Origin of the sequence: Pseudomonas sp. Irchel s3h9, from assembly GCF_900187475.1 — a bacterium.
Taxonomy (GTDB): domain Bacteria; phylum Pseudomonadota; class Gammaproteobacteria; order Pseudomonadales; family Pseudomonadaceae; genus Aquipseudomonas; species Aquipseudomonas neuropathica.
Genome location: NZ_FYDH01000011.1, coordinates 37,131 through 56,995 on the forward strand (window position 1 = coordinate 37,131; position 19,865 = coordinate 56,995).

The 19,865-nt window shown below is 57.7% G+C and carries 17 protein-coding genes and 2 tRNA genes; 17 read left to right on the forward strand and 2 right to left on the reverse strand.

Annotated elements, in window-relative coordinates; all coding sequences use genetic code 11:
- Nucleotides 1–8: 8 nt before the first annotated feature.
- Entirely contained in the window at nucleotides 9–413 is a 405-nt protein-coding gene (gene fur, locus CKW26_RS18950) for a ferric iron uptake transcriptional regulator (RefSeq protein WP_003221515.1), read from the forward strand.
- A gap of 75 nt (nucleotides 414–488) precedes the next feature.
- Here the strand turns inward: fur and recN are convergent, their stop codons facing one another.
- Nucleotides 489–2,162 (reverse strand): DNA repair protein RecN, encoded by a 1,674-nt coding sequence (gene recN, locus CKW26_RS18955; protein WP_095049706.1) that lies wholly within the window; start codon nucleotides 2,160–2,162, stop codon nucleotides 489–491.
- A gap of 240 nt (nucleotides 2,163–2,402) precedes the next feature.
- Between recN and grpE the strand changes: the two genes are divergently transcribed.
- From grpE to CKW26_RS18995, 8 genes are all read left to right on the forward strand, one after another.
- Complete coding sequence (grpE, locus tag CKW26_RS18960) at nucleotides 2,403–2,969, forward strand: nucleotide exchange factor GrpE (RefSeq protein ID WP_007915219.1); 567 nt, start codon at nucleotides 2,403–2,405, stop codon at nucleotides 2,967–2,969.
- Nucleotides 2,970–3,071: 102 nt separating this feature from the next.
- Nucleotides 3,072–4,988, forward strand: coding sequence for a molecular chaperone DnaK (gene dnaK, locus CKW26_RS18965; protein ID WP_095049707.1), 1,917 nt, complete (start codon nucleotides 3,072–3,074; stop codon nucleotides 4,986–4,988).
- Between the two features lie 297 nt (nucleotides 4,989–5,285).
- Nucleotides 5,286–6,410, forward strand: coding sequence for a molecular chaperone DnaJ (gene dnaJ, locus CKW26_RS18970; RefSeq protein WP_095049708.1), 1,125 nt, complete (start codon nucleotides 5,286–5,288; stop codon nucleotides 6,408–6,410).
- 9 nt (nucleotides 6,411–6,419) lie between these two features.
- Nucleotides 6,420–7,226: a 4-hydroxy-tetrahydrodipicolinate reductase gene (gene dapB, locus CKW26_RS18975; RefSeq protein WP_095049709.1), complete on the forward strand. Its 807-nt coding sequence runs from the start codon at nucleotides 6,420–6,422 to the stop codon at nucleotides 7,224–7,226.
- A 257-nt stretch (nucleotides 7,227–7,483) separates the two neighbouring features.
- Nucleotides 7,484–8,620, forward strand: coding sequence for a glutamine-hydrolyzing carbamoyl-phosphate synthase small subunit (gene carA / locus CKW26_RS18980; RefSeq protein ID WP_007915228.1), 1,137 nt, complete (start codon nucleotides 7,484–7,486; stop codon nucleotides 8,618–8,620).
- A gap of 125 nt (nucleotides 8,621–8,745) precedes the next feature.
- Nucleotides 8,746–11,967: a carbamoyl-phosphate synthase large subunit gene (gene carB / locus CKW26_RS18985; RefSeq protein WP_007915231.1), complete on the forward strand. Its 3,222-nt coding sequence runs from the start codon at nucleotides 8,746–8,748 to the stop codon at nucleotides 11,965–11,967.
- Nucleotides 11,964–12,440, forward strand: a complete 477-nt coding sequence (greA, locus tag CKW26_RS18990; RefSeq protein ID WP_003221530.1) for a transcription elongation factor GreA — start codon at nucleotides 11,964–11,966, stop codon at nucleotides 12,438–12,440. Before carB ends, greA begins: the two co-directional genes overlap by 4 nt.
- A 28-nt stretch (nucleotides 12,441–12,468) precedes the next feature.
- A complete protein-coding gene (locus CKW26_RS18995; protein ID WP_095049710.1) occupies nucleotides 12,469–12,873 on the forward strand; it encodes an MFS transporter in 405 nt (134 codons plus the stop codon).
- Between the two features lie 9 nt (nucleotides 12,874–12,882).
- Here CKW26_RS18995 and CKW26_RS19000 read toward each other — a convergent pair whose 3' ends face one another.
- Complete coding sequence (locus CKW26_RS19000) at nucleotides 12,883–13,191, reverse strand: YhbY family RNA-binding protein (protein ID WP_003221534.1); 309 nt, start codon at nucleotides 13,189–13,191, stop codon at nucleotides 12,883–12,885.
- A gap of 101 nt (nucleotides 13,192–13,292) precedes the next feature.
- On the opposite strand from CKW26_RS19000, the gene rlmE reads away from it, so the two are divergent.
- The 8 genes from rlmE to CKW26_RS19040 all read left to right on the forward strand — a co-directional run bounded on the left by rlmE (nucleotide 13,293) and on the right by CKW26_RS19040 (nucleotide 19,740).
- The gene (rlmE, locus tag CKW26_RS19005; protein WP_007915237.1) at nucleotides 13,293–13,922 is read left to right on the forward strand and encodes a 23S rRNA (uridine(2552)-2'-O)-methyltransferase RlmE; all 630 of its coding nucleotides are present in this window, start codon (nucleotides 13,293–13,295) and stop codon (nucleotides 13,920–13,922) included.
- A gap of 202 nt (nucleotides 13,923–14,124) precedes the next feature.
- Nucleotides 14,125–16,032, forward strand: coding sequence for an ATP-dependent zinc metalloprotease FtsH (gene ftsH / locus CKW26_RS19010; RefSeq protein ID WP_095049711.1), 1,908 nt, complete (start codon nucleotides 14,125–14,127; stop codon nucleotides 16,030–16,032).
- A gap of 8 nt (nucleotides 16,033–16,040) precedes the next feature.
- Nucleotides 16,041–16,892 (forward strand): dihydropteroate synthase, encoded by an 852-nt coding sequence (gene folP, locus CKW26_RS19015; RefSeq protein WP_095049712.1) that lies wholly within the window; start codon nucleotides 16,041–16,043, stop codon nucleotides 16,890–16,892.
- 16 nt (nucleotides 16,893–16,908) lie between these two features.
- A complete protein-coding gene (glmM, locus tag CKW26_RS19020; protein ID WP_064119464.1) occupies nucleotides 16,909–18,246 on the forward strand; it encodes a phosphoglucosamine mutase in 1,338 nt (445 codons plus the stop codon).
- A gap of 65 nt (nucleotides 18,247–18,311) precedes the next feature.
- Nucleotides 18,312–19,067 carry a triose-phosphate isomerase gene (tpiA, locus tag CKW26_RS19025; protein WP_016986498.1) on the forward strand — a complete coding sequence of 252 codons (756 nt, stop codon included), beginning with the start codon at nucleotides 18,312–18,314 and terminating at the stop codon, nucleotides 19,065–19,067.
- Nucleotides 19,068–19,071: 4 nt separating this feature from the next.
- The gene (secG, locus tag CKW26_RS19030; protein WP_027610782.1) at nucleotides 19,072–19,458 is read left to right on the forward strand and encodes a preprotein translocase subunit SecG; all 387 of its coding nucleotides are present in this window, start codon (nucleotides 19,072–19,074) and stop codon (nucleotides 19,456–19,458) included.
- Nucleotides 19,459–19,480: 22 nt separating this feature from the next.
- Nucleotides 19,481–19,566 (forward strand) — tRNA-Leu (locus CKW26_RS19035).
- Between the two features lie 97 nt (nucleotides 19,567–19,663).
- Nucleotides 19,664–19,740 (forward strand) — tRNA-Met (locus CKW26_RS19040).
- Nucleotides 19,741–19,865: the final 125 nt, after the last annotated feature.

The following is a 19,865-nucleotide window of genomic DNA, read 5'->3' on the forward strand; positions in this document are numbered from 1 at the left end:
AGCTGACCATGGTTGAAAATAGCGAACTACGCAAAGCCGGCCTCAAAGTGACCCTGCCACGGGTCAAGATCCTGCAAATGCTCGACTCCACCGAGCAGCGTCACATGAGTGCCGAGGACGTCTACAAGGCGTTGATGGAAGCTGGCGAGGACGTCGGTCTGGCCACGGTTTACCGTGTTCTGACCCAGTTCGAAGCGGCTGGCCTCGTGGTCCGTCACAACTTCGACGGCGGCCATGCGGTATTCGAATTGGCCGACGGTGGCCACCACGACCATATGGTCAACGTGGAAACCGGTGAAGTCGTCGAATTCGTCAGCCCGGAAATCGAAAAGCTCCAGAAGGCAATTGCCGAGGAGCACGGTGTTGATCTGGTAGATCACAATCTGGTGCTGTACGTGCGCAAGAAAAAGTAAGCATGTCGCGCGAATTTCACATTCGCGAAACGAACGAAGGCGACCCAAGGGTCGCCTTCGTGCTTTCTGTCATTGCTAAACCTTGGCAGTGACCACCATTTTTTTCGCGTGGGCCAGGGATTCCTTGGTCAGATCGATGCCGCCGAGCATCCGTGCCACTTCTTCTATACGGTCATTCTTGCTCAGTTTGGAAACGGCAGTGTGCGTCGCCTCTTCACCGCGCACCTTGTGCACGAACAGATGCTGATGGCCTTGCGCGGCCACTTGCGGCAAGTGCGTGACAGTCAGTACCTGGCCGCGATCGCCGAGACGGCGCAACAGTTGGCCGACAATTTCTGCGGTCGGGCCACCGATGCCGACGTCCACTTCGTCGAATACCAGCGTCGGAACACGGGATGTCTGTGCGGTGATGACCTGAATCGCCAGGCTGATCCGTGACAGCTCACCGCCGGAAGCGACTTTCGCCAGCGCCTTCAGCGGCTGGCCCGGGTTGGCGCTGACCAGCAATTCGACCTGCTCCAGCCCGTTGGGCAATAACTCGTCGCTGCTGTTGGCCTTCAATTCGATGGTGAATCGTCCCCCCGGCATGCCCAGTCGCTGAATTTCCTGCTCAACAGCACTGGCGAGACTGCCGGCAGCCTGATGACGCAAATCGCTCAGTTCTCGGGCTTTCTCCTGATAGTGGCGGGCGTAGGAGGCCAGTTCTTCACCCAGGCGCTCAATGGATTCGTCATTGGCGTTGAGGGTTTCGATCTCATCCAGCAATTTCTGCTGCATTTCGCCGACTTCGGTGGGTTGAATCCGGTGTTTGCGCGCCAGGGTATAAATAGCGTCGAGACGTTCTTCCAGATATTGCAGGCGCGCCGGATCGGCATCGAAGTTATCTAGGAAGCGATTGAGTTCGCCAACGGCTTCTTCGACCTGAATCTGTGCGCTGGTGAGCAAACTGCTTGCTTCGCCCAATGCGCCAACGGAATTGTTCACGCTCGACAGGCGATTAAGGCTGGCGGTCAGTGCATTCAATACATTGCCGGAATCGCTTTCGCTGCATTGTTCGACCACTTGCCGACAAATGCCCAGCAAGGTTTCGGCGTTGGTCAGGTTTTTGTGTTCCTGCTCCAGTTGCTCCAGCTCGTTATCACCGAGGCCGAGGTTTTCCAGCTCTTCAAGCTGATAGCTCAGCAATTGATGGCGGGCGCGTTGTTCGTCGCCGGAATTGGAGAGGCGCTCCAGCTCCTGGCGAGTCTGGCGCCAGCGCTGGGCGGCGAGCTGAACCTGGCGGGCCAGGTCGGTAGCGCCGGCGTACTCGTCCAGCAAGCGGCGGTGAGTATCGGTTTTCAGCAGGGACTGGTGTTCATGCTGGCTGTGGATATCGATCAACAACTCGCCCAATGACTTGAGGTCGCCGAGCGGGCAGGGAGTGCCGTTGATGTAGCCGCGTGAACGACCTTCGGAGGTGATCACCCGGCGCAGAATGCACGGGCCATCAGTCTCCAGATCGCGCTCGGCCAGCCACGTGCTGGCTTCAGGAATGTCAGCCAGATCGAAGGTCGCAAGGATATCGGCCTTGTCGGCGCCGGGACGAACCACACCGCTGTCGGCGCGATCGCCGAGGGTCAGGCCCAGTGCGTCGAGCATGATCGACTTGCCGGCGCCGGTTTCACCCGTGATCACGCTCATCCCGCGATCAAGTTCGAGATCGAGATGTTCAACGATGGCGTAGTTATGTACGGACAGGTGCACCAGCATAAAGGCCGCTCCCAAGCTAAAGGTCTGGTTATTTATACAGTGTTTTGTTTCGCGCTGACAATGCCCTCCCTTAGCTCGATTTGCTTGAACCACAAATCTGCTTAGTGCATCGAGGAATGAGGATTCGGCACTTTTTTGTAGGGTTAATGTTTGAAGGCCCTTGAAGCCTGATTTTGCGGCCCCATATATCGGGGCAGAAGCGCGAGTCAGGCTCGCGGACGAAATTGAAAGGAGAATTCTATGGCTGACGAACAGACAGTAGATACGCAAAACCCAGAAGCCAATCAGGCGCCCGAAGGTTCGGGTGATGACCTGGCGACCCGTGTACAAGTGCTCGAAGAGCAATTGGCCGCCGCGCAGGATCAATCTCTGCGTGTTGCTGCTGATCTGCAGAACGTCCGTCGCCGTGCCGAGCAGGACGTCGAGAAGGCGCACAAGTTTGCCCTGGAAAAATTTGCCGGCGACCTGTTGCCGATCGTCGACAGCCTGGAGCGCGGCCTCGAGCTGTCGAACCCGGACGACGAAAGCATTCGTCCGATGCGCGAAGGCATCGAGCTGACGCTGAAAATGTTCCACGACACCCTCAAGCGTTATCAGCTGGAAGCGATCGATCCGCACGGCGAACCGTTCAACGCCGTTCAGCATCAAGCGATGGCCATGCAAGAAAGCGCCGACGTAGAACCGAACAGCGTTCTGAAGGTGTTCCAGAAGGGCTACCAGCTCAACGGTCGCCTGCTGCGTCCGGCCATGGTTGTGGTCAGCAAGGCGCCTGCGCCAATTTCGCCTTCGATTGACGAGAAGGCTTGAAATTAGCCGCAAGGCCCCCATTTAGAAGTCAAGCGTTTAAGTATTACCGCAGTCAGCCACCACTGCTGCGGCAAAAAAATCCAAAGTTTCGGGAGAGTTAACATGGGCAAAATTATCGGTATCGACCTGGGGACCACCAACTCCTGCGTCTCCGTGCTGGAAAACGGCAAAGCAAAAGTTATTGAAAACGCTGAAGGCGCGCGTACCACGCCGTCGATCATCGCTTACGCCAACGATGGCGAAATCCTGGTAGGTCAGTCGGCCAAGCGTCAGGCTGTGACCAACCCGCACAACACCCTGTACGCAGTAAAGCGTCTGATCGGTCGTCGTTTCGACGAAGAAGTTGTGCAGAAAGACATCCAGATGGTCCCTTACAAGATCGTCAAGGCTGACAACAACGACGCCTGGGTTGAAGTGAACGGCCAGAAAATGGCGCCGCCACAAATCTCGGCTGAAATCCTGAAAAAGATGAAGAAGACCGCCGAAGACTATCTCGGCGAGACCGTGACCGAAGCGGTGATCACCGTTCCGGCCTACTTCAACGACAGTCAGCGTCAGGCGACCAAAGACGCCGGCCGCATCGCGGGTCTGGACGTAAAGCGCATCATCAACGAACCGACCGCAGCTGCTCTGGCTTACGGTATGGACAAGGCTAAGGGCGATCACACCGTGATCGTTTATGACCTGGGTGGCGGTACTTTCGACGTTTCCGTGATCGAGATCGCTGAAGTTGATGGCGAGCACCAGTTCGAAGTTCTGGCCACCAACGGTGACACGTTCCTCGGCGGTGAAGACTTCGACATTCGTCTGATCGACTACCTCGTTGACGAATTCAAGAAAGAAAGCGGCATGAACCTCAAAGGTGACCCGCTGGCCATGCAGCGCCTGAAAGAAGCCGCTGAGAAAGCCAAGATCGAGCTGTCGTCCGCTCAGTCGACCGACGTCAACCTGCCGTACATCACTGCAGACGCGACCGGTCCTAAGCACCTGAACGTGAAGATCTCGCGTGCCAAGCTCGAAGCACTGGTTGAAGACCTGGTTCAGCGCACCATCGAACCTTGCCGTATCGCCATGAAAGACGCCGGTCTGGACGTTGGCGCGATCAACGACGTGATCCTGGTCGGTGGTCAGACTCGTATGCCGCTGGTGCAGAAGCTGGTTACTGATTTCTTCGGTAAAGAAGCTCGTAAAGACGTTAACCCGGACGAAGCTGTTGCCATGGGTGCTGCGATTCAGGGCGCCGTTCTGGCTGGTGACGTGAAAGACGTTCTGCTGCTCGACGTTAGCCCGCTGACCCTGGGTATCGAAACCATGGGTGGCGTGATGACCGCGCTGATCGAGAAAAACACCACGATTCCTACCAAGAAATCGCAAGTGTTCTCGACTGCCGACGACAACCAGGGCGCTGTGACCATTCACGTGCTGCAGGGCGAGCGTAAGCAAGCCACTCAGAACAAGTCCCTGGGCAAGTTCGACCTGGCCGACATTCCACCTGCTCCACGTGGCGTGCCGCAGATCGAAGTGACCTTCGACATCGACGCTAACGGCATCCTGCACGTTGGTGCGAAAGACAAGGCTACCGGCAAGACCCAGTCGATCGTGATCAAGGCCAACTCCGGTCTGTCCGACGAAGAAATCGAGCGCATGGTGCGTGACGCCGAAGCCAACGCTGAGGAAGACCGCAAGTTCGAAGAGCTGGCCGCTGCCCGTAACCAGGGTGACGCACTGGTTCACTCGACGCGCAAAATGATTGCTGACGCGGGCGACAAAGTCACCGCCGAAGAGAAGACTGCGATCGAGGCTGCTGTGGTTGCTCTGGAAGCCGCTGTCAAAGGCGACGACAAGGCCGCTATCGAAGCCAAGGTTGAAGATCTGTCGAAAGTCTCCGCTCCGGTTGCTCAGAAGATGTACGCCGAACAGGCGCAGCCAGCTGATGGCGCAGCCCCGCAAGGCGAATCGGCTGAGAAGGCTGACGACGTTGTCGATGCAGAGTTCGAAGAAGTCAAAGACCACAAGTAAGTTGTTGGTCGGCCGGTTGACTGCCTTTAGGCAGTGACTGGTAGGATGTCGCCGCGCGGGAGCTAGCTCCCGCGTTGGCGTATCTGGAATACGCGAATTTTTACAGCATGCGACAAGGTTCGGATGTTGGCGGTATGGCCGGGAATGCTCCTGCTTTTCGCGCCGCAAGTACCGCAAGAAACAAAGACCAGGATCGTTGAATTGACGTGAGTTGGGTCCGGGCCTGTATTGGGGCTCAACGAGTTTGGCCATCCTCAGGAGGGGTTTGCCGAACGTCCTCAAGAGTGCAGAAGACTTATGGCAAAGCGTGACTATTACGAAGTGTTGGGTGTTGAGCGCGGCTCAAGCGATGCGGACCTCAAGAAGGCTTACCGTCGTCTGGCGATGAAGCACCACCCGGACCGTAATCCCGATGACAAAGCGTCGGAAGAAATGTTCAAAGAGGCCAACGAGGCCTATGAAGTGCTGTCCGACTCGAGCAAGCGTGCGGCGTACGATCAGTACGGCCATGCCGGCGTCGACCCGAGCATGGGGGGCGGTGGCGCCGGTTTCGGCGGTCAGAACTTCTCGGACATCTTTGGTGATGTTTTCAGTGATTTCTTCGGTGGCGGTCGCGGTGGTTCCCGTGGCGGCGCTCAGCGTGGCAGCGACTTGCGCTACACCCTGGAGCTGAATCTGGAAGAAGCGGTGCGCGGCACGTCGGTGAATATCCGCGTTCCGACGCTGGTCAACTGCAAGCCGTGCGATGGTTCCGGCGCTAAGAAAGGCTCGTCGCCATCGACCTGCCCGACCTGCGGCGGCATCGGTCAGGTGCGCATGCAGCAGGGCTTCTTCTCGGTGCAGCAAACCTGCCCGCGTTGCCATGGCCAGGGCAAGATCATTTCTGATCCGTGCAACTCCTGCCACGGTGACGGCCGTGTTGAAGAGTACAAAACCCTGTCGGTCAAAGTGCCGGCTGGCGTCGATACCGGTGACCGCATTCGCCTGTCCGGCGAAGGCGAAGCGGGTACGCAGGGCGGCCCGACGGGCGACCTGTATGTGGTTATCAATGTCCGCGAGCACGACATCTTCCAGCGCGATGGCAAACATCTGTTCTGCGAAGTGCCGATCAGCTTCGTTGATGCGGCGCTGGGCGGCGAGCTGGAAATTCCGACCCTCGACGGTCGCGTCAAACTGAAAATCCCTGAAGGCACCCAGACCGGCAAGCAGTTCCGCGTACGCGGTAAAGGCGTGGCGCCGGTACGTGGCGGCGGTGCGGGCGATTTGATGTGCCGCGTTGCGGTGGAAACTCCGGTCAATCTGAATCGTCGTCAGCGCGAACTGCTGGAAGAATTCCGCAGCTCGCTGGCCGACGACAATAGCCACTCGCCGAAAACCACCGGTTGGTTCGACGGTGTGAAGCGCTTCTTCGGCGATCTGTAAGGAGTCGGCATGCGACGTATAGCTGTGATGGGCGCTGCTGGGCGCATGGGTAAGATTCTGGTCGAGGCCGTGCAGCAGCGCGCGCCGCTGACCGGTTTGACCGCCGCCGTGGTTCGTCCTGGCAGCACGCTGATCGGCGTCGATGCGGGGGAGCTGGCCTCGCTGGGGCGTATCGGTGTGCCGTTGTCCGGGCATATCGAAGCTGTGGCTGAAGAGTTCGATGTGTTGATCGACTTCACGCTGCCGGAAGTGATGCTGAAAAACCTCGCGTTCTGCCGCAAGGCCGGCAAGGCCATGGTCATTGGCACCACCGGGCTGGACGCGGCGCAGAAGCAGTTGCTGGCCGACGCGGGCAAAGATATTCCGATCGTGTTCGCGGCCAACTTCAGTGTCGGCGTCAATCTGTCGCTGAAACTGCTCGACATGGCGGCGCGCGTGCTGGGTGATGAGGCGGATATCGAAATCATCGAAGCCCATCACCGGCACAAGATCGATGCGCCGTCGGGTACGGCGTTGCGCATGGGTGAAGTGATTGCCAGTGCGCTTGATCGTGATTTACAGAAAGTCGCGGTGTACGGTCGTGAGGGTCATACCGGCGCTCGTGAGCGTGAAACCATCGGCTTCGCCACCGTGCGTGGTGGTGATGTGGTGGGTGATCACACCGTGTTGTTCGCCTGCGAAGGTGAGCGCCTGGAGATCACGCACAAGGCGTCTAGCCGTATGACGTTCGCCAAGGGCGCGGTGCGTGCCGCGCTGTGGCTGGATGGTCGCGAGCCGGGTCTGTACGACATGCAAGACGTGCTTGACCTGCGTTGATACACTGCTGAACCCGGCGCAAACGCCCTGTTTGCGCTGGTTTTTTTCCGCTCGGCGACGACCTGTCGCATTCTCCGGCCTTTTAGGCTCTTTAGCGGTGGACCAAAAAAGCCTTTTTCTGTAAGCTACAGCTTTAGTGTGTCCACTAAAAGCGCGCAGAATAATTCAGTGAAGAAGCGGGGTGACGTGTCCATACGTCACTCCGCTTTTTTACAACCTGCGATCGCCCTTTCATGCGTTATTTACGGGAGGTCTTCTTGACTAAGCCAGCCATACTTGCCCTTGCTGATGGCAGCATTTTTCGCGGCGAAGCCATTGGTGCCGACGGTCAAACCGTTGGTGAGGTGGTGTTCAACACCGCAATGACCGGCTATCAGGAAATCCTTACCGATCCTTCCTACGCCCAACAGATCGTTACCCTGACTTACCCGCACATCGGCAACACCGGCACCACGCCGGAAGATGCCGAGTCCGACCGCGTCTGGTCCGCTGGCCTGGTCATTCGTGACCTGCCGCTGGTAGCGAGCAACTGGCGTAACACGATGTCCCTGTCCGACTACCTGAAAGCCAACAACGTTGTGGCAATCGCCGGTATCGACACCCGTCGCCTGACCCGCATCCTGCGTGAAAAAGGCGCACAGAACGGCTGCATCATGGCCGGCGACAACATCTCCGAAGAAGCGGCCATCGCCGCTGCGCAAGGCTTCCCGGGCCTGAAAGGCATGGATCTGGCGAAAGTCGTCAGCACCAAGACTCAATACGAGTGGCGCTCGACTGTCTGGGATCTGAAAACCGACAGCCACGCGACCATCGACGCTTCCGAGCTGCCTTACCACGTGGTTGCCTACGACTACGGCGTCAAGGTCAACATCCTGCGCATGCTGGTTGAGCGCGGCTGCCGCGTCACCGTCGTACCTGCGCAGACGCCTGCCGCTGATGTGCTGGCACTGAAGCCGGACGGCGTGTTCCTGTCCAACGGCCCTGGTGATCCAGAGCCATGCGACTACGCGATCAAGGCGATCAAGGAAGTGCTGGAAACCGAAATTCCGGTATTCGGCATCTGCCTCGGTCACCAACTGCTGGCTCTGGCCTCCGGCGCCAAGACCCTGAAAATGGGCCACGGCCACCACGGTGCCAACCACCCGGTGCAGGATCTGGACACTGGCGTCGTGATGATCACCAGCCAGAACCACGGTTTTGCGGTAGACGAAGAAACCCTGCCAGCCAACGTGCGTGCGATCCACAAATCGCTGTTCGACGGCACCCTGCAAGGCATCGAGCGCACCGACAAGAGCGCGTTCAGCTTCCAGGGCCACCCTGAAGCGAGCCCGGGCCCGAACGATGTCGCGCCACTGTTCGACCGCTTCATCAACGAGATGGCCAAGCGACGCTAAGCGTTCGCCTTGAGACTGTAGAGAGAAGCCCTCGAGGGCGGCCCCGACACCGGCGGCCCCCTCGGGACTTCAGAAATCGATCAAGACGGCTTGCCGACTGACCTGCGGATTTGAGTGACAAACCCATGCCAAAACGTACAGACATTAAAAGCATCCTGATTCTCGGCGCTGGCCCGATCGTTATCGGCCAGGCCTGCGAATTCGACTACTCCGGCGCCCAGGCCTGTAAAGCCCTGCGCGAAGAGGGTTACCGCGTCATCCTGGTGAACTCCAACCCGGCCACCATCATGACCGACCCGGACATGGCCGACGCGACCTACATCGAGCCGATCAAGTGGCAGACCGTTGCCAAGATCATCGAAAAAGAACGCCCGGACGCCGTGCTGCCAACCATGGGCGGCCAGACTGCTCTGAACTGCGCCCTGGATCTGGAGCGCGAAGGCGTTCTGGAGAAGTTCGGTGTGGAAATGATCGGCGCCAACGCTGACACCATCGACAAGGCTGAAGACCGCTCGCGTTTCGACAAGGCGATGAAGTCCATCGGCCTGGCGTGCCCGCGTTCCGGTATCGCCCACAGCATGGAAGAAGCCAACGCGGTTCTCGAAACCCTGGGTTTCCCGTGCATCATCCGTCCGTCCTTCACCATGGGCGGCACCGGTGGCGGTATCGCGTACAACCGTGAAGAGTTCGAAGAAATCTGCGCCCGTGGTCTGGACCTGTCGCCGACCAAAGAGCTGCTGATCGACGAATCGCTGATCGGCTGGAAAGAATATGAAATGGAAGTTGTCCGCGACAAAAAGGACAACTGCATCATCGTCTGCTCGATCGAAAACTTCGACCCGATGGGCGTGCACACCGGTGACTCGATCACCGTTGCTCCAGCACAAACCCTGACCGACAAGGAATACCAGATCCTGCGTAACGCCTCCCTGGCGGTACTGCGCGAGATCGGCGTCGAGACTGGCGGCTCCAACGTGCAATTCGGTATCTGCCCGAACACTGGCCGTATGGTCGTGATCGAAATGAACCCGCGCGTATCGCGTTCCTCGGCACTGGCTTCGAAAGCCACCGGTTTCCCGATCGCCAAAGTCGCGGCCAAACTGGCTGTGGGTTACACCCTCGACGAACTGTCGAACGACATCACCGGCGGCAAGACCCCGGCGTCCTTCGAACCGTCGATCGACTACGTCGTCACCAAGCTGCCACGTTTCGCCTTCGAGAAATTCGCCAAGGCTGACGCACGCCTGACCACGCAAATGAAGTCGGTTGGTGAAGTCATGGCCATCGGCCGTACCTTCCAGGAATCCCTGCAGAAAGCCCTGCGCGGTCTGGAAGTCGGCGTTTGCGGTCTGGACGAGAAGCTCGACCTGAGCAACCCGGAAAGCATGAGCGTGCTCAAGCGCGAACTGACCGTGCCGGGCGCCGAGCGTATCTGGTACGTGGCGGACGCTTTCCGCGCTGGCCTGTCGGTCGAAGACATCTTCGGCATGAACATGATCGACCCGTGGTTCCTGGTGCAGATCGAAGATCTGATCAAGGAAGAAGAGAAGGTCAAGACCCTCGGTCTGTCCGCTATCGACCGCGACCTGATGTTCAAGCTCAAGCGTAAAGGCTTCTCCGATCAGCGTCTGGCCAAACTGTTGGGCGTGACCGAGAAGAACCTGCGTACTCATCGCCAGAAGCTGGAAGTGTTCCCGGTCTACAAGCGCGTTGACACCTGCGCCGCCGAGTTCGCCACTGACACCGCTTACCTCTACTCCACCTACGAGGAAGAGTGCGAAGCTGCGCCGTCGGGTCGCGACAAGATCATGATTCTGGGCGGTGGTCCGAACCGTATCGGCCAGGGCATCGAGTTCGACTACTGCTGCGTTCACGCTGCTCTCGCCCTGCGCGAAGACGGCTACGAAACCATCATGGTCAACTGCAACCCGGAAACCGTTTCCACCGACTACGACACTTCCGACCGTCTGTACTTCGAACCGGTAACTCTGGAAGACGTGCTGGAAATCTGCCGCGTCGAGAAGCCGAAAGGCGTGATCGTCCAGTACGGCGGTCAGACTCCGCTGAAACTGGCTCGTGCCCTGGAAGCCGCTGGCGTGCCGATCATCGGCACCAGCCCGGACGCCATCGACCGCGCTGAAGACCGTGAGCGTTTCCAGCAAATGGTTGAGCGCCTGAACCTGCGTCAGCCGCCAAACGCCACCGTGCGCAGCGAAGACGAAGCTGTTCGTGCTGCCGCGAAGATCGGTTATCCGCTGGTGGTGCGCCCGTCTTATGTACTGGGCGGCCGTGCGATGGAAATCGTTTACAAGGAAGACGAGCTCAAGCGTTACCTGCGTGACGCGGTGCAAGTGTCCAACGACAGCCCTGTGCTGCTCGACCACTTCCTCAACTGCGCCATCGAAATGGACGTGGATGCGGTCTGTGACGGCAAAGATGTGGTGATTGGCGCGATCATGCAGCACATCGAACAGGCTGGCGTTCACTCCGGTGACTCAGCGTGCTCGCTGCCGCCGTACTCGCTGCCGGCGCACATCCAGGACGAGATGCGCGAACAGGTCAAGAAAATGGCTCTGGAACTCGGCGTTGTCGGCCTGATGAACGTGCAGTTGGCGCTGCAAGGCGAAGACATCTACGTCATCGAAGTCAACCCGCGCGCTTCCCGTACCGTACCGTTCGTGTCGAAGTGTATCGGTGTCTCCCTGGCGATGATCGCTGCCCGCGTGATGGCCGGTAAGACCCTGAAAGAAATCGGCTTCACCAAAGAAATCATCCCGAACTTCTACAGCGTGAAAGAGGCGGTGTTCCCGTTCGCCAAGTTCCCTGGCGTTGACCCGATTCTCGGCCCAGAGATGAAGTCGACCGGTGAAGTGATGGGCGTCGGCGACACCTTCGGTGAAGCATTCGCCAAAGCCCAGATGGGCGCCAGCGAAGTGCTGCCGACCGGCGGCACTGCGTTCATCAGCGTGCGTGACGACGACAAGCCACTGGTTGCAGGCGTGGCCCGCGATCTGATCAACTTGGGCTTCGAAGTGGTAGCCACTGCCGGCACTGCCAAGCTGATCGAAGCCGCAGGTCTGAAAGTGCGCCGTGTGAACAAAGTGACCGAGGGTCGTCCGCACGTGGTCGACATGATCAAGAATGACGAAGTCACCCTGATCATCAACACCACTGAAGGTCGTCAGTCGATCGCTGATTCGTACTCCATTCGTCGTAATGCCTTGCAGCACAAGATTTACTGCACAACCACTATTGCTGCTGGCGAAGCTATCTGTGAAGCGCTGAAGTTCGGTCCTGAAAAAACCGTGCGCCGCTTGCAGGATCTACACGCAGGATTGAAGGCATGATCAAATACCCAATGACCGTCCAGGGCGCCAAAGCCCTGGAAGAAGAACACGCTCACCTGACCAAGGTCGTCCGTCCGAAGCTCAGCCAGGACATTGGTACGGCTCGCGAGTTGGGTGACTTGAAGGAAAACGCTGAATACCATGCTGCCCGCGAACAGCAAGGCATGGTCGAGGCGCGGATTCGTGATATCGAAGGCCGGATTCAGAATCAGGTCATCATCGATGTCACGACCATTCCGCATACTGGCAAAGTGATTTTCGGTACCACCGTCGAAATCGCCAACGTCGAGACTGACGAAAGCGTCACTTACCACATCGTGGGTGAGGATGAGGCTGACTTCAAACTTGGCAAGATTTCGGTCGGCTCGCCTTTGGCCCGTGCCTTGATTGGCAAGGAAGAGGGCGATGTGGTCGCCGTGAAAACGCCAAGCGGCGTGATCGAGTACGAGATTGTCGAAGTCCGTCACATCTGAAAAAGGGCGCCCGCTGCATGCGGGCGCCATGCTTTGGCAGCTGACCCAGATGCTTTGGGTTGGCGGTCTATGGCTGATTCATCTCGGTTTGCAGCCGGCGTTGGGCAAGATTGGCCTGGCACCGCTGCTGATCGATGAGGTGGCCAGTGCATTCGAAGTGCTGGTGGTGGGATTCGCCGCCGCATGCGTGATCTTTCAGGCGCTGGTGCTGGTTCAAGCTGAGGGTCTTGCCAGTCTATGGCGGGATTTTCGCGGGCAGGTGTTGCTGATGGCGTTGTATGCGTGTGCGATGTTTGTCGCAGTGCGTGTCGGCTGGCCGGATGCGCAGCGCTGGCAGGTCTTCAGTTATCTGGTTCTGGGCTTTTCCGGGCTGGTGCTGGTGATGCAGCCGGTGCCGGGATGGAGTGGCAGGGTGCGCGAAGCACACCCTTGACCCTTGTCATCACTTGAAGCGATGAACGTTCGACAGCTGCTTGTTGACGCTGAAGTTCTTGCGGTAAACCAGTGCCATCTTGCCGATGACCTGTACCAGGTCCGCTTTGCCGACCTTGCACAGTTCTGCGATATGCGCCAGGCGCGACTCGCGATCGAGGATGTTGAGCTTGATCTTGATCAGCTCGTGGTCCGCCAAAGCGCGTTCAAGTTCGGCTAAAACACCTTCAGTCAAACCGTTGTCAGCCACCGTCAAAACCGGTTTCAGGTGGTGGCCAATGGATTTGTACTGTTTCTTCTGCTCTGGAGTGAGCGGCATAATCTGACCCTTTCGTCTGGATTCTGTAAAATGGCGGCCATTTTACCCGAGGGCTCGTGGATCCGCCCAATTAATCACGACCCTAATCATCGAGGTGCCCAATGGCGCGTTCCAAGACAAGCCTTGGTTGGCTGAAACGACATGTCAACGATCCCTATGTGAAGCAAGCACAGAAGGATGGCTACCGCTCGCGTGCGAGTTACAAACTTCTGGAGATCCAGGAGAAATACAAGCTGATCCGTCCCGGTATGAGCGTTGTCGACCTGGGTGCGGCGCCCGGTGGCTGGTCGCAGGTGACTAGCCGGCTGATCGGTGGTCAGGGACGTCTGATCGCCTCGGACATCCTGGAAATGGACAGCATTCCGGACGTGACTTTCATTCAGGGCGATTTCACCGAGGACGAAGTGCTCGGGCGGATTCTAGAAGCCGTGGGTAATTCGCAGGTGGACCTTGTGATTTCCGATATGGCCCCCAATATGAGTGGTACGCCTGAAGTGGATATGCCCAAAGCCATGTTTCTTTGCGAGCTGGCGCTTGATCTGGCCGAACGGATCCTCAAGCCGGGCGGTAATTTCGTGATCAAGATTTTTCAGGGCGAAGGGTTTGATGTTTACCTGAAGGATGCTCGCAAGAAGTTCGACAAGATCCAGATGATCAAGCCGGACTCCTCTCGTGGCAGCTCCCGCGAGCAATACATGCTGGCTTGGGGTTATCGCGGGCGTAGCGAGTAAAACGAGGTTTTTGTGCAGGGTGATAGGTTTTTAGTATTTCGCCCGGCGAGCATTAACGAATATTGTGTAGAAAGTGTTTCACAAAGGGTTACAGACGGCGCCTGCCAGAGTCGTAGGTAATGTAGTAAGTTAGGCCGGTGAATATCATGCGAAGCGCGCGCCAGTAGCGGAGCTTGCTTCAGAGGGTAGTTAATTGAACGATATGGCAAAGAATCTGATCCTGTGGTTGATCATCGCGGCTGTCCTGGTGACGGTGATGAACAACTTCTCCAGCCCTAACGAGCCGCAGACCCTCAACTATTCCGACTTCATCCAGCAGGTCAAGGATGGCAAGGTCGAGCGCGTAGCCGTTGATGGTTATGTGATTACCGGCAAGCGCAATGATGGCGATAGCTTCAAGACCATTCGTCCGGCAATCCAGGACAATGGCCTGATCGGCGACCTGGTCGACAACCACGTTGTGGTTGAAGGCAAGCAGCCTGAGCAGCAAAGTATCTGGACTCAGTTGCTGGTGGCCAGCTTCCCGATCCTTGTGATCATCGCGGTGTTCATGTTCTTCATGCGCCAGATGCAGGGCGGTGCCGGTGGCAAGGGCGGACCGATGAGCTTCGGCAAGAGCAAGGCGCGCCTGCTCTCCGAAGATCAGGTGAAAACCACATTGGCTGACGTTGCCGGTTGCGACGAAGCCAAGGAAGAAGTCGGCGAGCTGGTTGAATTCCTCCGTGACCCGGGCAAATTCCAGCGCTTGGGCGGTCGTATTCCTCGCGGTGTGCTGATGGTCGGTCCTCCGGGTACCGGTAAAACCTTGCTGGCCAAGGCGATTGCTGGTGAAGCCAAGGTTCCGTTCTTCACCATTTCCGGTTCTGACTTCGTCGAGATGTTCGTCGGTGTCGGTGCCAGCCGTGTTCGCGACATGTTCGAGCAGGCCAAGAAGCATGCTCCTTGCATCATCTTTATCGACGAAATCGACGCTGTCGGTCGCCATCGTGGCGCCGGCATGGGTGGTGGTCACGATGAGCGTGAGCAGACCCTCAACCAGTTGCTGGTTGAGATGGACGGCTTCGAAATGAACGATGGCATCATTGTTATCGCTGCGACCAACCGCCCAGACGTTCTCGACCCAGCGCTGCTGCGTCCGGGCCGTTTCGACCGTCAGGTTGTCGTTGGTCTGCCAGATATCCGTGGTCGTGAGCAAATCCTCAAAGTACACATGCGCAAAGTGCCAATGGGTGACGACGTCGCTCCGGCCGTTATCGCGCGTGGTACTCCGGGCTTCTCCGGTGCTGACCTGGCTAACCTGGTCAACGAAGCGTCTTTGTTCGCTGCACGTAGCGGCAAGCGCATCGTCGAAATGAAAGAGTTCGAACTGGCCAAAGACAAGATCATGATGGGCGCCGAGCGCAAATCCATGGTCATGTCCGAGAAAGAGAAGCAGAACACCGCTTATCACGAAGCTGGGCACGCCATTGTCGGTCGCGTCGTGCCTGAGCATGATCCGGTCTACAAGGTGTCGATCATTCCACGTGGTCGTGCTCTGGGTGTGACCATGTTCCTACCGGAAGAAGATCGTTACAGTCTGTCCAAGCGTGCGCTGATCAGCCAGATCTGCTCGCTGTACGGTGGCCGTATCGCTGAGGAAATGACCCTCGGTTTCGACGGTGTGACCACCGGCGCTTCCAACGATATTATGCGTGCTAGTCAGATTGCGCGGAACATGGTCACCAAGTGGGGCCTGTCGGAAAAACTCGGTCCGTTGATGTACGCCGAAGAAGAGGGTGAAGTGTTCCTCGGGCGCGGCGGTGGCGGTCAAGCTGCCAGCTTCTCCGGTGAGACAGCCAAGCTGATCGACTCCGAAGTGCGCAGCATCATTGATCAGTGCTACGGCACGGCCAAACAGATTCTGACGGACAACCGTGACAAGCTTGATGCCATGGCTGATGCGTTGATGAAGTATGAAACGATCGATGCTGAACAGATCGACGACATCATGGCGGGTCGTACACCACGCGAGCCACGTGACTGGTCGGGGGGCACTGGTACACCACCACCTCCGGTGGTTCATGACGAGCGTCCGGAAACACCGATTGGCGGTCCGGCTGCTGACGTTTAAGGTTTGAAATGACTTCTGTACAGTCCCTGACCCGGTTGCCTTGCGGCAACCGGGTTCTTGATTTGGCCCAGACGCATGTCATGGGTATTCTCAATGTCACCCCTGATTCTTTCTCCGACGGCGGCCAATACAGCCAGCTCGATGCGGCTTTGCGCCACGCCGAGGCTATGGTTGCAGCGGGTGCGACGCTGATTGATGTCGGTGGCGAGTCCACTCGCCCAGGCGCGCGCGCAGTGTCACCGCTCGAAGAGCTTGAGCGTGTGGCGCCGATCGTCGAGCTGATCAATCGCGAGTTGGATGTGATCATTTCGGTGGACACTTCTACGCCAGCCGTTATGCGCGAAACCGCACGATTGGGTGCCGGGTTGATCAACGATGTGCGGTCACTGCGGCGCGATGGCGCGCTGGATGCGGCGGCGGCTACGGGGTTGCCGGTGTGTCTCATGCATATGCTCGGTGAGCCTGGAGACATGCAGGACAATCCGCAGTATCAGGATGTCACGCGCGAAGTCGGTGATTTTCTAGCCGAGCGCATGGCGCAATGTGCGGCGGCCGGTATTCCTGAGGAGCGGATCATTCTTGACCCGGGTTTCGGTTTCGCCAAAACCCTGCAGCACAACCTAAGCTTGTTCAAGCACATGGAAGCCCTCCATGCCCTGGGCAGGCCTTTGCTTGTCGGTGTTTCCCGAAAAAGCATGATCGGGCAGGCCTTGAATCGTCCTGTCGGCGAGCGGCTGCATGGTGGTCTGGCACTGGCGGCGCTGGCATCGGTGAAGGGGGCGCGTATATTGCGCGTCCATGATGTAGCGGAAACGGTAGACGTGGTGCGCATGATCGCAGCCGTGGAATCAGCCGAATAAGAATGATGGAGCACTTATGAGCAAGAAATACTTTGGTACTGACGGCATTCGTGGTCGAGTCGGTGAATACCCGATTACTCCTGACTTCATGCTCAAGCTCGGCTGGGCTGCCGGCATGGCGTTCCGCAAAATGGGCGCTTGCAAGGTGCTGGTCGGCAAGGACACGCGGATTTCCGGTTATATGTTCGAGTCGGCACTTGAGGCTGGTCTGACATCGGCGGGGGCCGATGTGATGTTGCTGGGTCCTATGCCGACGCCGGCCATTGCCTATCTGTCGCGCACGTTTCAGGCTGAGGCCGGTATCGTGATCAGTGCCTCGCACAATCCGCATGACGATAACGGCATCAAGTTTTTCTCCGGTAAGGGCACCAAGCTGCCAGATGAGCTGGAGTTGATGATCGAGGAGTTGCTCGATACCCCGATGACTGTGGTCGAGTCGAGCAAGATCGGCAAAGTGTCGCGAATCAACGATGCATCAGGTCGCTACATTGAATTCTGCAAGAGCAGTGTGCCAACCGGGACCAGTTTTTCCGGTCTCAAGATCGTTATCGACTGTGCGCACGGTGCGACCTATAAGGTGGCTCCGAGTGTCTTCCGCGAGTTGGGGGCAGAAGTCGTTGTGCTGTCAGCGCAGCCAAACGGTCTGAATATCAATGAAAACTGCGGCTCGACCCATATGGGTCAGTTGCAGGCTGCGGTGCTCGCCGAGCATGCCGACCTGGGTATCGCTTTCGATGGTGATGGTGATCGGGTGCTGATGGTCGATCACACTGGCGCCATCGTCGATGGTGACGAATTGCTGTTTATCATCGCTCGTGATCTGCATGAGCGGGGTAAATTGCAGGGCGGCGTTGTTGGTACCCTGATGAGTAATCTGGGGCTGGAACTCGCGCTGGCGGATCTTTCGATTCCTTTCATTCGTGCCAATGTGGGTGACCGCTACGTGATAGCCGAGTTGCTTGAACGCAACTGGCTGGTCGGCGGAGAAAACTCGGGGCATATCGTTTGCTTCAATCACACCACGACCGGTGATGCGATCATCGCTGCGTTGCAGGTGCTGATGGCGCTGAAGACCCGTAATGAAGGTTTGGCGCAAACCCGCCAGGCATTGCGCAAGTGCCCTCAGGTACTGATCAATGTGCGTTTTGGTGGTGGCGAAAGTCCGCTGGAACACCCGGCTGTCAAGGAGGCCAGTGCGCGCGTCACCCAGGCAATGGCGGGGCGCGGGCGCGTGCTTTTGCGCAAGTCCGGGACAGAGCCTCTGGTGCGCGTAATGGTCGAAGGCGAGGACGAAACCCAGGTTCGCAACTACGCCGAAGAGCTGGCAAAACTGGTAACTGAAGTTTCTGCCTGATACGGCTTGCAAGCCATGATTGTGTTGGGTAACATCTGCGCCCACTTTGACCGACGAGGTACAGCATGCGTCGCCCTATGGTAGCTGGTAACTGGAAGATGCACGGTACCCGCGCCAGCGTCGCTGAGCTGATCAACGGCCTTCGTCATCTGGCCTTGCCAAGCGGTGTTGATGTCGCGGTATTCCCGCCTTGCTTGTATATCAATCAAGTGATTGATGGCTTGAAAGGCAAATCGATTTCGGTCGGTGCGCAGAATTCTGCGGTGGAATCCATGCAAGGTGCATTGACCGGTGAGATTGCGCCGAGTCAGTTGGTGGATGCAGGTTGTTCCCTTGTGCTTGTCGGGCACTCCGAACGCCGCCAGATAATGGGCGAGCGAGACGGGATGCTGAATCGCAAGTTCGCAGCGGCACAGGCATGTGGCTTGATTCCGGTGTTGTGTATAGGGGAAACCCTGGAGCAACGCGAAGCTGGAAAAACTCTTGAGGTTGTCGGGCGTCAGCTGGGCAGCATCATCGAGGAGCTGGGTGTGGGTGCCTTTGCCAAGGCAGTCATTGCTTACGAGCCGGTCTGGGCTATTGGTACCGGACTGACTGCTACGCCGCAGCAAGCTCAGGATGTGCATAAAGCCATCCGCGAGCAGCTGGCGGCAGAGAATTCTGAAGTCGCACGAGGTGTGCGGCTTCTATACGGCGGCAGCGTGAAGGCGGCCAATGCGGTCGAACTGTTCGGCATGCCGGATATCGATGGGGGGCTCATTGGTGGAGCTTCCCTGAATGCAGATGAGTTCGGTGCGATCTGTCGCGCCGCGGGAAACTGAAAAAATGCTGGAAACAGTCGTAGTCGTTTTTCATCTGCTGGGTGCATTGGGCGTAGTTGCTCTGGTTTTGCTGCAGCAGGGTAAAGGTGCGGACGCTGGCGCGTCTTTCGGAGCAGGTGCTTCAAATACTGTGTTCGGAAGCCAAGGTTCCTCTACCTTTCTTAGTAAGTTTACTGCTATACTTGCCGCCGGTTTCTTCATAACCAGCTTGGGGTTAGGTTACTTTGCTAAAGAGAAGGCTCATCAGCTGACTCAAGCAGGATTGCCAGATCCAGCAGTGTTGGAAGTACCTAAGCAACAACAACCGGCTTCTGATGATGTCCCGGTGCTTCAAGAGCAAAAGTCGGCTACTCCAGCGACTGACGTGCCTCCAGCTCAAGAGCAGAAGTAAGAAGAGTTTCAAACGTAGTTTTGCCGAGGTGGTGGAATTGGTAGACACGCAACCTTGAGGTGGTTGTGCCCATAGGGTGTAGGGGTTCGAGTCCCCTTCTCGGTACCAATTAGTCAGGAGAGCCCGCTGTTGCGGGCTTTCTTGCAGGTGGAAGGTTACATTGACCCTATAAGGGATCGGTCGTATACTTCCGCCCCAGCTTTGTCGCGGGGTGGAGCAGTCTGGTAGCTCGTCGGGCTCATAACCCGAAGGTCGTCGGTTCAAATCCGGCCCCCGCAACCAGTTTAAGGAGCCCCTTTTAAGGGGCTTTTTGTTAGCTGGACACTTTCAACGCCGCTGTTCGACGGCGTTTCAAGGATGGGCGTTAAGCCCATTTTTTTATTTTGCAAAGCATGCACATATCATGC

What these genes read in the sequence shown, in the direction of transcription:
- rlmE (WP_007915237.1), top strand. Translation starts at nt 13,293, where the DNA reads ATGGCGCGTTCCAAGACAAGCCTTGGTTGGCTGAAACGACATGTCAAC.
- dnaJ (WP_095049708.1), top strand. Translation starts at nt 5,286, where the DNA reads ATGGCAAAGCGTGACTATTACGAAGTGTTGGGTGTTGAGCGCGGCTCA.
- dapB (WP_095049709.1), top strand. Translation starts at nt 6,420, where the DNA reads ATGCGACGTATAGCTGTGATGGGCGCTGCTGGGCGCATGGGTAAGATT.
- folP (WP_095049712.1), top strand. Translation starts at nt 16,041, where the DNA reads ATGACTTCTGTACAGTCCCTGACCCGGTTGCCTTGCGGCAACCGGGTT.
- CKW26_RS18995 (WP_095049710.1), top strand. Translation starts at nt 12,469, where the DNA reads ATGCTTTGGCAGCTGACCCAGATGCTTTGGGTTGGCGGTCTATGGCTG.
- tpiA (WP_016986498.1), top strand. Translation starts at nt 18,312, where the DNA reads ATGCGTCGCCCTATGGTAGCTGGTAACTGGAAGATGCACGGTACCCGC.
- dnaK (WP_095049707.1), top strand. Translation starts at nt 3,072, where the DNA reads ATGGGCAAAATTATCGGTATCGACCTGGGGACCACCAACTCCTGCGTC.
- recN (WP_095049706.1), bottom strand. Translation starts at nt 2,162, where the DNA reads ATGCTGGTGCACCTGTCCGTACATAACTACGCCATCGTTGAACATCTC.
- fur (WP_003221515.1), top strand. Translation starts at nt 9, where the DNA reads ATGGTTGAAAATAGCGAACTACGCAAAGCCGGCCTCAAAGTGACCCTG.
- grpE (WP_007915219.1), top strand. Translation starts at nt 2,403, where the DNA reads ATGGCTGACGAACAGACAGTAGATACGCAAAACCCAGAAGCCAATCAG.
- secG (WP_027610782.1), top strand. Translation starts at nt 19,072, where the DNA reads ATGCTGGAAACAGTCGTAGTCGTTTTTCATCTGCTGGGTGCATTGGGC.
- glmM (WP_064119464.1), top strand. Translation starts at nt 16,909, where the DNA reads ATGAGCAAGAAATACTTTGGTACTGACGGCATTCGTGGTCGAGTCGGT.
- carB (WP_007915231.1), top strand. Translation starts at nt 8,746, where the DNA reads ATGCCAAAACGTACAGACATTAAAAGCATCCTGATTCTCGGCGCTGGC.
- ftsH (WP_095049711.1), top strand. Translation starts at nt 14,125, where the DNA reads ATGGCAAAGAATCTGATCCTGTGGTTGATCATCGCGGCTGTCCTGGTG.
- CKW26_RS19000 (WP_003221534.1), bottom strand. Translation starts at nt 13,191, where the DNA reads ATGCCGCTCACTCCAGAGCAGAAGAAACAGTACAAATCCATTGGCCAC.
- greA (WP_003221530.1), top strand. Translation starts at nt 11,964, where the DNA reads ATGATCAAATACCCAATGACCGTCCAGGGCGCCAAAGCCCTGGAAGAA.